11 protein-coding genes are annotated in these 12933 nt (G+C 76.7%); 6 read left to right on the top strand and 5 right to left on the bottom strand.

The window, feature by feature from the left end:
- Nucleotides 1–19: 19 nt before the first annotated feature.
- The 5 genes from A3CO_RS33625 to A3CO_RS0121410 are packed head-to-tail and all read left to right on the top strand — an operon-like array spanning nucleotide 20 to nucleotide 5734.
- On the top strand, nucleotides 20–1129 hold the full coding sequence (locus tag A3CO_RS33625; RefSeq protein WP_018334300.1) for a glycosyltransferase family 2 protein: 1110 nt from the start codon (nucleotides 20–22) through the stop codon (nucleotides 1127–1129).
- Nucleotides 1126–1494 (top strand): hypothetical protein, encoded by a 369-nt coding sequence (locus A3CO_RS0121425; RefSeq protein WP_018334299.1) that lies wholly within the window; start codon nucleotides 1126–1128, stop codon nucleotides 1492–1494. Before A3CO_RS33625 ends, A3CO_RS0121425 begins: the two co-directional genes overlap by 4 nt.
- A complete protein-coding gene (locus A3CO_RS36180) occupies nucleotides 1491–3677 on the top strand; it encodes a glycosyltransferase (RefSeq protein WP_018334298.1) in 2187 nt (728 codons plus the stop codon). The genes A3CO_RS0121425 and A3CO_RS36180 overlap by 4 nt, the downstream gene beginning before the upstream one ends.
- Entirely contained in the window at nucleotides 3677–5488 is a 1812-nt protein-coding gene (locus A3CO_RS0121415) for a hypothetical protein (RefSeq protein ID WP_018334297.1), read from the top strand. The genes A3CO_RS36180 and A3CO_RS0121415 overlap by 1 nt, the downstream gene beginning before the upstream one ends.
- Before the next feature lie 15 nt (nucleotides 5489–5503).
- Nucleotides 5504–5734, top strand: a complete 231-nt coding sequence (locus A3CO_RS0121410) for a hypothetical protein (protein ID WP_018334296.1) — start codon at nucleotides 5504–5506, stop codon at nucleotides 5732–5734.
- A gap of 5 nt (nucleotides 5735–5739) precedes the next feature.
- On the opposite strand, the gene A3CO_RS33620 is transcribed toward A3CO_RS0121410, so the two are convergent.
- From A3CO_RS33620 to A3CO_RS40120, 4 genes are all read right to left on the bottom strand, one after another.
- Nucleotides 5740–7023 (bottom strand): hypothetical protein, encoded by a 1284-nt coding sequence (locus tag A3CO_RS33620; RefSeq protein WP_018334295.1) that lies wholly within the window; start codon nucleotides 7021–7023, stop codon nucleotides 5740–5742.
- A gap of 64 nt (nucleotides 7024–7087) precedes the next feature.
- Nucleotides 7088–8068 carry a ribose-phosphate diphosphokinase gene (locus tag A3CO_RS0121400; protein WP_026204843.1) on the bottom strand — a complete coding sequence of 327 codons (981 nt, stop codon included), beginning with the start codon at nucleotides 8066–8068 and terminating at the stop codon, nucleotides 7088–7090.
- A 2-nt stretch (nucleotides 8069–8070) separates the two neighbouring features.
- A complete protein-coding gene (glmU, locus tag A3CO_RS33615; protein ID WP_018334293.1) occupies nucleotides 8071–9567 on the bottom strand; it encodes a bifunctional UDP-N-acetylglucosamine diphosphorylase/glucosamine-1-phosphate N-acetyltransferase GlmU in 1497 nt (498 codons plus the stop codon).
- Between the two features lie 135 nt (nucleotides 9568–9702).
- Complete coding sequence (locus A3CO_RS40120; RefSeq protein WP_018334292.1) at nucleotides 9703–11538, bottom strand: GGDEF domain-containing protein; 1836 nt, start codon at nucleotides 11536–11538, stop codon at nucleotides 9703–9705.
- Between the two features lie 149 nt (nucleotides 11539–11687).
- On the opposite strand from A3CO_RS40120, the gene A3CO_RS36175 reads away from it, so the two are divergent.
- Nucleotides 11688–12401 (top strand): hypothetical protein, encoded by a 714-nt coding sequence (locus tag A3CO_RS36175; RefSeq protein ID WP_157647755.1) that lies wholly within the window; start codon nucleotides 11688–11690, stop codon nucleotides 12399–12401.
- Nucleotides 12402–12406: 5 nt separating this feature from the next.
- Here A3CO_RS36175 and A3CO_RS33600 read toward each other — a convergent pair whose 3' ends face one another.
- Complete coding sequence (locus tag A3CO_RS33600) at nucleotides 12407–12871, bottom strand: ATP-binding protein (protein WP_018334290.1); 465 nt, start codon at nucleotides 12869–12871, stop codon at nucleotides 12407–12409.
- Between the last annotated feature and the right edge of the window lie 62 nt (nucleotides 12872–12933).

Raw genomic sequence — 12933 nt, 5'->3', positions numbered from 1 at the left:
GAACCGCAGGAGAGCTGCCATGACCACCCCGGCCCCGTCGGACCACGCGGACCGCGCCGCCCTCGCGACCAGCGCCGTCGTCGTGTGCGCCTACACCGAACGCCGGTGGGACGACGTCCGCGCCGCGATCGCCTCGCTGGCCGCCCAGACCCACCGGCCCGACCAGGTCCTGCTCGTCGTCGACCACAACCCGGAGCTCGCCGTCCGGGCGCGCGGGTTCTTCGGCGCTCCCGTGCAGGTCCTGGAGAACCGTCGCCGGCGCGGGCTCTCCGGGGCGCGCAACACCGCGATCGACGAGCTCGCCGAGTCCGTCGGCGGGCTGCCGGAGATCGTCGCGTTCCTCGACGACGACGCCGCGGCCCGGCCGGACTGGCTGGCGCGGATCCTCGCCCCGTTCGAGGACCCGGCGGTGGCGGCCGTGGGCGGCGCGGCCGCGCCGCGCTGGTCGGCGGACGACCCGCGGGCCGCCGCGGGCGCCCCGGCGGTGCTCCCGCCCGAGCTGTGGTGGGTCGTGGGCTGCAGCTTCCCCGGTCAGACCGGACCGACCGGACGGCGAGGCACCCCCGGCGCGGGGGGTGCGGTCGAGGTCCGCAACGTCATGGGCTGCTCGATGGCGTTCCGGCGGGACGTCCTCGTCGCCACCGGCGGGTTCGGGGAGGACATGGGTCGGGTGGGCACCGTCCCGCTCGGGTGCGAGGAGACCGAGCTGTGCCTGCGGCTCCGGCGCCTGTTCCCCGGCGCGCGGATCGTGCTCGATCCCGACGCGGTGGTCGACCACCACGTCTCGCCCGACCGCACCGGGTGGCGCTACCTCGTGCGTCGCTGCCACGCGGAGGGCATCTCGAAGGCCGTCGTCACCCGGCGCAGCGGCACCCGCGCCGGGCTCGCGAGCGAGCAGGCATACACGCGGCACGTGCTGCCTGCCGCCGTCGCCCGGGAGCTGCGGGAGACCGGCAACGCCGTGTGCCGGCGCGACCGGGCGTCCGCGGTGCGCGGTCTGGTCGGTGCCGCCGCCATCCCCGTGGCACTCGCCGCGGCCGGCACCGGCTTCGTCCGCGGCCGGCTCTCCCGGGTCGCCCCGTCGACCACGCCCGCGGTCGACGGTCACCTGCTGCAGGTGGCGTCGTGACCGGCGAGCGGCTGATCCCGGCGGGACTCGCCGTGCTCGGCGCGCTGGCCGCCGCGACGGCGCTCGCCGACACGACCATCCCGACCGGCCTGGTCCACCCGGTCCGGCTGGTCGCGACGATCGCTTTCGGTCTCGTGGGGCCGGGCTGGGCGCTGACCGCCCTGCTGCGGCCCCGGGACCTCGCCGAGCGGACCGTCGTCGCGGTGGGCGCGGGCGTCGCGCTCGCCCTGGTCGTGGGGCAGGCCATGGTGGTGACCACCGCGTGGCACCCCGTGGCGGCGCTGCTGGCGCTCGTCGTCGTCTCGGTGCCCGTCCTCGTGGTCCAGGCCGTGCGGCCGCGCCCGCCCCGGCGGGCCGCGGCATGACCGGGGCCGGGAAGGACGGGTCGCTGCACGACGGCCTGGCGATGGCGCTGGCCTCCGGTGGCTCGGCGCTGGTCGGGATGCTCGGCTGGATCCTCGCCGCCCGCGTTCTCGACACCGCCGAGCTCGGGCTCGCGACCGCCTTCGTCTCGGCCTTCCTCCTGATCGCCGGCGCGACGGAGCTCAACGTCGGGATCGGGCTGCTGCGCTGGTTGCCCGGCGCCGGCGGCTCCTCCCGGCGGCTCCTCGTGACCGCCCTCGGCGCGGTCGCCGCGCTGTCGGGCACCGTGGCCGCCCTCTACCTCCTGCTCCCGGGCACCGCGGTCATCATCCGGGCCGTCACCGGCACCGCCCCGAGCGCCACGGCGAACGCGGCCGGCGTCGGCCTGTTCGTGCTCACCGCCGTGCTCTACGCGCTCTTCCAGCAGCAGGACTTCGTCCTCGTCGGCCTCGGCCGACCCTGGTGGGCCCCGACGCGGACACTCCTGTTCGCGGTCGGGCGTCTCGGCATCGTGCTGGCGGCCGGGGCGTCGCTGACCACCGAGATCGTGGTCCTGTCCTGGGTGGCCCCGCTGCTCGCCTGCGTCGCCCTCGTCGGGCTCCAGGCGGTCGTGCTGACGCGCCGCCGGCGCCGCGCGCCCGGCCGGCTACCGGCGCTGCGTGAGGCCGCGGGCTTCCTCGGCCCGACCTACCTCGGGCAGGTGGCGACCTCGGTGCTGTTCAACCAGGTCCCGCTGCTCGTGGTCCTGCGCTTCGGTCCGGAGGTCGGCGGTCGCTTCTTCCTGGTCTGGCAGGCCGTCACGGTCGTCGACGTCCTGGCGACCTACTTCGCGGCCTCGCTCGCGGCCGGCGTCGCCCGCGAGCCGGGGCGGGCCGACGAGCTCTCCCGGGCCGTCCGCCGCCGCCTGCTGGTCCTCGTCGGCCCGGCCCTGGTCCTCGGTGCCCTGCTCGCCGAGCCGGTGCTGGCGCTGTTCGGGCCCGCCTATACCGCCGAGGCGTGGGTGCTGCGCATCCTGCTGCTCGGCCTGGGACTGCGGCTGCTCGTGGTGCACCGCCTCGCCGAGCACCAGGCCCACGGCCGCGGGTTGCGCTTCGCCCGCCTCGCCACCGCCACGACCGTCGGGGTCGTGGCCGTCGTCGCCCTGGTCCCGGCCGGCCCTGCCGATCCGCTCGTCACCTTCGCCGTCGGCTTCGTCGGCGTGCAGGTCCTCGCCGCCGGCGCGGTCCTGCTGCGCCGCCGCCGCGACCCCGCCCCGCTGCCCCGCCCGACCCAGGAGCCCGAGGAGACCACCACCGTGACCGAACCCCTCGCCGCCGCGGCGCCCGTCCTCGTCACCGGTCGGCCCCGCACCGGAGCCCGCGTCGCCGTCTGCATCCCCGTTCACCAGGGCGGGCGCCACCTCGCGGCCACCCTGCGCTCGGTGCTCGACCAGGACGTGGCCGGCCTCGAGGTGGTGGTCCTCGACAACGCCTCCACCGACGAGACCCCCGCCGTCCTCGCCGGCTTCGACGACGCCCGCCTCACGGTGTGGCGCCACGACGAGACCGTCGACATGGTCACCAACTTCCGACGCGTGGTGGCCCTCTCGCACGCCCCGCTCGTCAAGATCCTCCCTGCCGACGACCTCCTCGAGCCCGGCTGCCTCGCCTCCGCCGTCGCCGCGTTCGACGCCGACCCCGGCCTCGCCCTCGTCGTCGGGCGCAAGCACCTCGTGGACGAGCACGGGCGGGTCCTCGCGCGCGGCCGCTTCCTCCGCGGCCTCGCGGGCGTCCACAGCCGCCCCGCCGTGGTGCGCCGGGTGGTGCGCTCGGGAGCCAACCCCATCGGCGCGGACGCCGCGGCCACCTTCCGCCGCGACGCCTACGACGCCGTCGGCGGCTACCCCGACGACGCCGGGCTCGCCGACCTCGACCTCTGGCTGCGGCTGCTCGAGCACGGCCGCTTCCTCGGTCAGACCGCGACGGTCGCCCGGTTCCGGGTGAGCGGGCAGGCCGCCTCCGCCGCCACCCACCGCCGCGACTACCGCGCCCAGCGGGCCTTCACCGCCGACATCGCCCGCCGGTCCCGGCCCGTCGTGCGCCGCCGCGACGTCGTCGCCGGACGCGTGCACGCCCCCCTCGCCCGCCGACGTCGGGAACTGCTCTACGCGGTCGCCGGCGTCTCCTCCCGCCTCCGGAGCGTGTGATGGCCACCGCGACCCGCACCCGGCCGCTCGTCACCCCGATCGGTCTCCTGCTGCCGAACCCGCACCCGGCTCCGGTGCCCGCACCGCCGTCGCCGCCGACCGCCCCGACGCCCCGCCCCGCGGCGCGGCGTCGCGGGCGCGCCGCGCTCACCGTGGTCGCCCCGGTGGCCGCCCTCCTCGGGGTCGGGCTGCTCGCGGTGTCGGGCGTCGACCAGGACGCGATGACCGGGCTCGGCCTCGCCGGGGTGCTGCCCGCGACCGCCTGGACCGGGATCGTCCTCGTCGCCCTCGCCGCGGGCGTCGAACTCCTCGGACCGGCACGCCCCCGGGTCCTCACCGCCCTCACCGCAGGCCTCGCGCTCGCCACCAGCGGGGTCGCCTCCGTCGTCGAGCCCGGCGCCCGCATGGCCGTGGCATGGCTGCACCTCGGGTTCATCCAGGCCATCGCGGCCGGTGGGCAGGTCCCGACCGGGGTGGACTCGCGGTTCAGCTGGGCCGGGTTCTTCTCCCAGTGGGCCTTCCTCTCCGACGCCGCCGGCGCCGGGCCCACCGACCTCGACGGGGTGCTGCGCTGGACCCCGCCCGTCGTCGCGCTGGTCTGGTCGCTCGCGGTCCTGGTCCTCGCGCGGCGCCTGCTCGGCGGCACCCGCGCCCCGTGGGCGGCGACCTGGCTCTTCCTCGGCCTGAACTGGATCGAGCAGGACTACTTCTCCCCGCAGGCCACCGCGATGGTCCTCGTCGGCGTCGTCTGGGTCCTCGTACTCGGCCCGCTCGCTGCCCGCCGGACGCCCGGCAGCGGCTGGCGGACCCGCCACCCGCGCCGGACCGACCCGGGCGTCGTCGTCACCGCGTGGGGCGTGATCGCGCTCTGCATGATCGCCCTCGCGGTCTCCCACCAGCTGACCCCATTCGCCCTGCTCGTGCAGCTCGGCCTGCTCGTCGTCGCCGGCCGGGTCTACGGCGGCCGCGGCCTGCTGCTCACGCTCGTCGTCGCCGTGGCCGCCTGGGTGGTCCTCGGCGGCCAGGAGTTCTGGCTCAACCAGCTCGCCCTGGCCACCGGGGGCGTCGGGAACGCGGGCGGCTCGATGACGGTCGCCCTCGCCGACCGGCTCGTCGGTGACCCCGGCCAGCTCGCCGTGAAGATCGCGCGGGTCGCGTTGGCAGGGGCCGCGGTCGCCCTCGCCGGTCTCGGGGCACTGCTGCTGCGCCGCCGCACCGGTGACCTCGTCTGGCTGCCGGTCGCGCTGGCGCCGGCCGGGCTCGTCCTCGTCCAGAGCTACGGCGGCGAGGTGCTCCTGCGGGTGCTGCTCTACGCCGCCCCCTTCCTGGCCGTGCTCGGCGCCGAGGCGCTGCGGGCCGCGTACCGCCGGCGGCGCGCGCTCACGGCTCCGGTGCTCGTGGTGGGCCTCGCCCTGCTCGCGTGCGTCTGCGTGACGGTCCGCGGCGGCAACGACGCCTACACCGCGCTCCGCCCCTCCGAGATCGCCTTCACCCGGGCCGTGCTGGCGGGCGCCCCCGCCGGCTCGACGGTCCTGCCGCTCTCGAGCACCGCACCGACCCTCGTCACGCGGGTCGGTCAGGTCACCCAGACGCCCCGCGTCTGCGACCAGATCTCCGACGACCCGGCGCGTTGCGCCCTCGTCGAGGACCCCGCCGAGATCTTCTCCCTCCCGACGATGGACGCCGAGGGCGTGGTCCTCCACGGCCGCACGCCCGGCTGGAGCCGGCAGGCCCTCGCCGCCGTCGTCGCCACCGGCCACTACCGCGTCGCGGTGGACGACGGCCTCTCCGTCCTCCTCGTCCGCGTCTGACCCGAAGGAGTTCCCGTGTACGACACCCCCGTCACCCCGCTCGACGTCGTCGCCTGGGCCCTCGCGGGTCTCGCGCTGCTGCTCGCGGTGGTGCGCGCGGTCCGCGTGGAGTACCGCGCCGCCGTCGCGCGGGGCGGCCCCCGCCCCGCCGGGCACATCGATGGCGCGCTCGACGCGACCCTCGGGCTCGCCCTCGCCGGCCTGGTGGGGGTCCTCGTGACGATCGTGTGGGCCGGGCTGGGATGAGGTCCTCAGCGCACCGCGGCGCCGAAGGCGGGCAGGGACGTCCCGCCGACCTCCACCGGGTCGGCCCCCACGTTGACCAGCAGGACCCCGTCGGGCGCCCGGAAGCCGAGGACGCGGCCGTCGGGGGAGCGTCCGAGGTCGACGGACCCCGCGCCGAGGCGGGGGACCAGCCAGGTCCACGCCGCGGTCAGGGCGCCCGGCCGGCCCCCGTCGGGGTCCGCGGTGTCGGTCCACAGCGCGGCGTACGGGAACGGCGGGTCGGCCTGGGGCTGCCACAGCAGGGCGCCTCCGGCCCCCGCGCGGGCGAGGGCGGCGACGGTGGCGAGCGTGATCGCCGCCCGCGGCGCGCCGGTGGGGTCGTCCGCCCCGTCGACGGCCGGGGGCTCGGGGTAGAACTCCGCCCACCACACCGGGAGGTCGGTGCGCTCCCGCAACCAGCGGGTGACGGCCGCGACGCTCTCCACCGCGGCGAACGGGTCGCCCAGCACCCCCTGGTCGCGGGTCGCGGTCCGGCCGTCGACGACGACGAGGTCGGCGCCCCGCTGCGTGGCGAGCCAGGTCTCGACGGCCGCGAGGGCCCGGCCGTCGGCGACGCCCCACGGCCCGCGGACGTCGCTCGGGGCGACGGTGTCCGAGGCCCAGAGGTCGATCGGGGCGTAGGGGCCCCCGACCAGCACGTCCGGCCGGACCGCCTTCACGGCGGCCGCGACGCGGTCGTGCAGCGCGGTGTAGGTGGCGATGTCCCAGGCGTTCCGCGCGTCGTCGAAGAATCCCTTGAGCTCGTTCCACACCAGCACGGTGCGCACCTGCGGATAGCGGCGGACGGCGCGGGCCGCGAGCGCGGCGAGGTCGTCGGCGTGCTCGGGGCGCGGCGCGACCTCGATGCGGGAGAAGTCGGTGGTGCCGGGCTCCCCGCCCTTCATCCAGTCCGGGGCGGCGGCGACCGTCAGCACGCTCGTGCCGAGCGCCATGCGCGGATCGAGGGAGGAGAAGTCGTCCTGTCCCGGAGCCGGCTCCGGGTTGAGCGCACCCCACCCCATGAGGTGCTGGTTGCCCGTCCCCGCGCGGTCGAGGACCGCGCGGCCCCGCGCGAGCGCCTCCGGGGGGTCGCTCGGCGCGAGGGAGTACTGGGTGTGGGTCACCCCGAGGGCGAGCGGACGCCCCTGGCGGACCCAGCCCCACGCGGGGCCGTCGTCGTAGGACTCCGCGACCGGGCGCGCGCAGCCCGCCGCACCCGCCGTCAGGAAAGCCCCGGCAGCGAGGAACGATCGACGCCCGAACGGCGGCACGAGCTGAGCCTAACGGCGGATGTCATTCCGCTGCAGCCGCACACGCGCCGCCGTGGGGGTGACGTCAGGCGTTCCCGTCGAACAGGTTGGTGACCGAGCCGTCCTCGAACACCTCGCGCACCGCGCGGGCGATCACCGGGGCGATCGAGAGCACCGTGAGCTGCGGGAACCGCTTCTCGTCCGGGATCGGCAGGGTGTTGGTGATGATGACCTCGCGCGCGCCGCAGGTCGACAGGCGCTCGACGGCGGGCCCGGAGAGCACCCCGTGGGTCGCGGCGATGACCACGTCGGACGCGCCGTCGGCGAGCAGCGCCTCGGTCGCCTTCGCGATCGTGCCGCCGGTGTCGATCATGTCGTCCACGAGGATGCAGCAGCGGCCCTCGACGTCCCCGACCACGCGGTTCGCGACGACCTCGTTGGGACGCGTCTTGTCGCGGCTCTTGTGGATGAACGCCAGCGGGACGCCGCCCATGGTGTCGGCCCACTTCTCGGCGACGCGGACGCGGCCCGAGTCGGGCGCGACGACGGCGAGGTCCTCGTCGGCGTAGGCGTCGCGCAGGTGCTCGGCGAGCACCTTGTTCGCCAGCAGGTGGTCGACCGGCCCGTCGAAGAAGCCCTGGATCTGGTCGGTGTGCAGGTCGATCGTCATGATCCGGTGCGCCCCGGCGGTCTTCAGCAGGTCGGCCACGAGGCGCGCCGAGATGGGCTCGCGCCCGCGGTGCTTCTTGTCCTGCCGGGCGTAGCCGTAGAACGGCACGACCGCCGTGATCCGCTTGGCCGACGCCCGCTTGAGGGCGTCGATCATGATCAGCTGCTCCATGAGCCAGGTGTTGATCGGGGCGGTGTGGCTCTGGATGACGAACGCGTCCGAGCCGCGGACCGACTCCTCGAAGCGGACGAAGATCTCCCCGTTGGCGAAGTCGTACGCCGCCTGCGGGGTGATGGTGACGTCGAGCTCCTTCGCGACCTCCTCGGCCAGCTCCGGATGGGCCCGACCCGAGAAGAGCATGAGGTTCTTCTTCGGGGTCGTGGACACTGCGCTCACGTCTACTGCTCCTCCTGGTCACGGCGGTCGGGCGCCGATGCCGATCCGCCCGGTCCCCCCTCGGGTGACGACGCCCGGGCGGCGGACTCGGCCGCCGCGGTGCCCGGTCGTCGCCGTTCCACCCAGCCCTCGATCGTCCGTTGCGGACCCGACGACACCGCGAGCGCGCCCGGGGGCACGTCCGCGCGCACCACGGTGCCCGCTCCGGTGTAGGCGCCGTCGCCGATGGTGACGGGCGCCACGAAGGTGTTGTCGCTGCCGGTCCGGACGTGGTCGCCCACCACGCTACGGTGTTTGGCCACCCCGTCGTAGTTGACGAACACGCTCGAGGCACCGATGTTGCTGCCCTCGCCGATCGTCGCGTCGCCGACGTAGGTCAGGTGCGGCACCTTCGAACCGCGCCCGATGCTCGAGTTCTTCACCTCGACGAAGGTGCCGATCTTGCCGCGCTCGGCCAGCTCGACGCCGGGGCGCAGGTACGCGAACGGCCCGACGGACGTCTCCGGCCCGACGACGGAGTTGCTGCCGTGGGTGCGCACGACGGTCGCCCGGGCGCCGACCGCGACGTCGGTGAGGGTGGAGTCGGGGCCGATCGTCGCGCCCTCGGCCACGCTGGTGGTGCCGTGCAGCTGGGTGCCCGGGAGCAGCGTGACGTCGCGCTCGAGGCGGACGCCCACGTCGATCCAGGTGCTGCGCGGGTCGATCACGGTGACGCCGGCGCGCATCGCCCGCTCTACCAGCCGGCGGTTCAGCTCGGCGCCGAGCGCCGCGAGCTGGACCCGGTCATTCACCCCGGCCACCAGCCACGGGTCGGACAGCTCCACGGCGCCGACGTCGAGGCCCTCGCGGTGCGCGACCGCGACCACGTCGGTGAGGTAGAGCTCGCCCTGGGCGTTGTCGGTGCCGAGACGCGCGAGCGCGGTGCGCAGCAGGGCCAGGTCGAAGGCGTAGACCCCGGAGTTGACCTCGGTGATCGCGAGCTCGTCGAGGGAGGCGTCGGACTGCTCGACGATGGCGGTGACCCCGCCCTTCTCGTCGCGCACCACCCGGCCGTAACCGGTCGGGTCGTCCATCTCGGCGGTGAGCAGCGTGACGGCGTTCCCGGCGTCGTCGTGCTCGGCCACCAGCGCCCGCAGCGTCGCGGTGTCGAGGAGCGGGACGTCGCCGTAGGAGACGAGCACGGTGCCCCCGGCGGCCGCGGGCAGCGCGTCCACCCCGCAGGCGACGGCGTGCCCGGTGCCCCGGCGCCGGTCCTGCACCGCCGTGCGCACGTCGCGCCCGAGCTCGGCGCCGACCTGGGCGCAGTGGGTGCCGACCTCCTCGCGGCCGTGGCCCACCACGACGACGAGGTGCTCGGGCCCGGTGCCCGCGGCGGCGTGCAGCGCGTGGCCGAGCAGGCTGCGACCACCGACCGGGTGCAGGACCTTCGGGGTGGCCGACCGCATGCGGGTGCCCTCACCCGCGGCGAGGACGACCACCGCGGTGGGGCTCGGCGCCATCGGCTCTGCTGCTCCTGATCCGGTGGGTGTCATCGACTCCGACGTCGTCGGGACGTCGCGGAGCACACGCACCGGCGCCCCGGTAGGACCGATCCTCCCACCTCGTCGGGCGTGACCGGCGACGGGGGCGGCGCCTCAGCCGCGGCCGTGGTCGAGCTCCGCTGCGCTGCGTCTCCCGTGTCCGAGGTCGAGCTCCGCTGTGCTGCGTCTCCCGCCGACGAGCAGCCCGTCGGCCGGGGTGTCGGTGCTCGCGTCGAGGACGACGGCGCCCCCGCCCGCGTGCTTGGCCTCGTACATCGCGCGGTCGGCGCGCGCGAGCAGGGTGCCGGGCGTGACGCCGGAGTGCACGGTGCCCGCCACGCCCACCGACAGCGACACCCACGAACCGTCGCCGACCGGCACCCCGGCCACCGCCGCCGCGGCCCGCTCCAGGGCCGCCCTGGCGTCGCCCGGCGAGCTGCCGGGCAGCACGGCCACGAACTCGTCGCCGCCGTAGCGCGCGACGAGGTCGTCGGCGCGCAGGCAGCGGCGCAGGGTCTCGGCGACCAGCCGCAGCACCTCGTCGCCGCGGGCGTGGGAGACGCGGTCGTTGATGGTCTTGAAGCGGTCGACGTCGACCATCGCGACGGCGAGGACCGACCCGCGGCTCGCGACCGTGGTGAGGTGGTCGGCCAGGGCGTCGTCGAGGGCGCGCCGGTTCGGCAGCCCGGTCAGCGGGTCGGTGCGGGCCTGGGCGGCGACCTCGCCGTGCTCGCGGCGCAGCTGCTCGTGCGCGATACGGGTCCGCAGCGAGAGCACCCGGGCCTGCTGCAGCGTCCACAGCTCGCGTTCCAGGTCGGCGGTGTAGTCGCGCAGCGCGCGGCGCGCCGGGACCGCGCCCGCGCCGTCGGCGGTAACGCCGACGAGCTCGCGGCTGACGGCGAGCGCGAGCCCGGGCTCGCCCCGGGGCCGCCGGTCGCGGGCCGCGGCGAGGTGGGCGGCGGCCTCGTCCCGGCGCCCCAGCGCGGCCAGCGCCCGCGAGCGGGCGAGGACGACGAGGAGGTGGTCGGTCAGTCCCGCCGCGGGCAGGTGGTCGGCCCCGAGCGCCTCGAGGTCGGCGCGCGCGGCGCCGACGGCCTCGGCGGTCCCGGCGGGGGAGTGGCCGTGGTCGGTCGGGCGCGCGAGGGTGACGAGGGCGCGCTGGGTGCGGCGGTGGTCGGCCCCCAACAGGGCGGGCTCGGCGTGCAGCTCGGCCGCCCGCAGGGCCGCCTCCTCGAGGTGGGGGAGACCGTCCCGGCCGGCCCGCGCCAGCCGCAGGCCCCACGCGGCGAGCACCCGGAGGTGCTCGTGCTCGCAGCGTGCCACCGCAAGGAGGTCACCGTCGTCCTCGGCGATCACGCGGGCCCGGGTGAGCAGCGGCTGCGCGCTCTCGTGCAGCCCGAGGGCCGCCAGCGTCCCGGCGACCAGCCGGTAGGTGTCCTGCAGGTTCGCGCGGTGCTCCCGCTCGGTGGGCGCGCGGTCGACGGCGGCCTGCTCGTCGAGCCGGGTGAGGGCCCGGGTGACGGCGGCGAGGGCGGACTCCTCGTCGTCGGCGAGCAGCGCCCGGCGGGCGAGCAGCGCCTCGGCGTCGACGGCGAACAGCGTCAGCCCGTGCTCGGCGACCACGGCGACGAGCTCGTCGAGCATGCGCTCGGCGGCGTCGGTGTCGACGGGCCCGTCGCCCGGGCACGTCCCGGCGCCGCGCACGGCGAGGAGGGCGGCGGCCGCCTCCCGCAGCAGCACGGCCCGGGTCGCCGGCTCGCGGTCCCGGACGCGGTCGACGAGGTCGGTGAGGGTGGCGAGGTCCGCTCCGGGCGCCGGGTGCGGCACGCGGGCGGCGCGGGCGCCCGCCGCACGGGCGAGGGCCAGCAGGCTGCCGCGGGGCGCGCCGCCGGGCCCGACGAGGGTGCCGCCGAGCGGCGGGGTCAGGTCGTCCGGGACGGTGTGTCCCACGTGTGACCTCCCTCGCCGCCGGTCGGGCGGGTGGGTTCACCCGCCTCGATCACGGAGCGCAGGCCCGTCGTAGCTCCGTGTCACCCCGAATTCTGCACATGCGAACGCACGGGGCGCAGCCCGGGTCCTCCTGGGTCGTTGTACCCCGCATGGCGGACAGCGGAGCGAGGACCGACGGCCCACGGCTCGTGTCGACCACCGGGCGCCGCGCGGTGGTCCCGACGGTCGTGCTCGGGGTGGTCGTCGTCGGCGTGCTCGCGGTCCGGGTCGCCGGGACGTCCTCGGCCGGGCCCCTCGACCGCGCCCTGGCCGCGCTCGTCCCGATGCACCACGGCCTGCGCGCCGTGGTGGGGTCGGCGTTCGCCGCCCTCGGTGACCCGGTGCCCGTCGTCGTCCTGCTGCTGCTCACGGCGCTCGGGGCCTGGTGGGGACGCGGCGGACGCGGTCTCGCCCTGGTGCTGGTCGCCCCGCCCGCGGCCATGGTGACCACCTCGCTGGTGCTCAAGCCGATCGTCGGCCGCACCCGGGGCGGCGAGCTCGCCTTCCCCAGCGGTCACACGACGGCGGTGGCCTCGCTCGCGGCCGTCGCCGCGGTCCTCGTGCTCTCCGCGCCGGCCCTCTCCCGGGCGTGGCGCACGGGCGTCGTCATCGCTCTGGGAGTCGGCGTCCTCGCCGTCGGGGTGAGCCTCGTCGGCCGGGACGTCCACGACCCGAGCGACGTGCTCGCCGCCCTCGGGGTGGTGGCGGCCGTCGTCGGGCCGGCGGCGCTCGCGGTCGACGCGTTCGCCGACCTCGGGTCGGCGGACGCGGCCGGGCCGGGGGCGGACGAGGTGGCGACGCGGCGGTTGCCCGCGCTGCGCTGAGGCCGTCAGGCCTGCGCGGCCGACCGGTCGAGCGACTCGTGCGGGAGCCGGCGGGACAGCGTGACGACCGTGCCGGGCTCGCCGCGGTCCACCCGGGTCTCGGCGAGCCGTTCCATCATCTCGAGCCCGCGGCCCCGCGAGCTCGGTCCCGACGGCGGGTCGCGCCAGCGGCCGTGGTCGGTCACCACCACGGCGACCGTGCCCTCGTCGACCCGGGCCTGCAGCCACATGGAGCCCGGGTCGCCGGCGCCCGCGTAGGCGTGGTCGACGACGTTCTCGAGCGCCTCGCTCGTCGCGAGCACCAGGTCGTCCGCGAGGTCCTCGAGGTCGTCCGACGCGCCGCCCGGCGTCGGGGACACGGCGTCGAGCACCTCGCCGAGCCAGCGGCGCAGGGCGCGGCGGAAGGCGCCGACCTGCGGCGGGACGGCCTGCGCGGTCAGGTCGAGCTCGGGTGGGGCCTGCGGGGTCACGGACGGGTCGACTCCCGGGTGCGACGGCGTGAGACCCCGTCTACTACCCGTGTGCCCGGCCC

The sequence above is a fragment of the Actinomycetospora chiangmaiensis DSM 45062 genome (assembly GCF_000379625.1).
GTDB lineage: Bacteria > Actinomycetota > Actinomycetes > Mycobacteriales > Pseudonocardiaceae > Actinomycetospora > Actinomycetospora chiangmaiensis.
The sequence above is the reverse complement of the archived record's forward strand: the minus strand, read 5'-3'. Positions and strand labels throughout refer to the sequence as shown.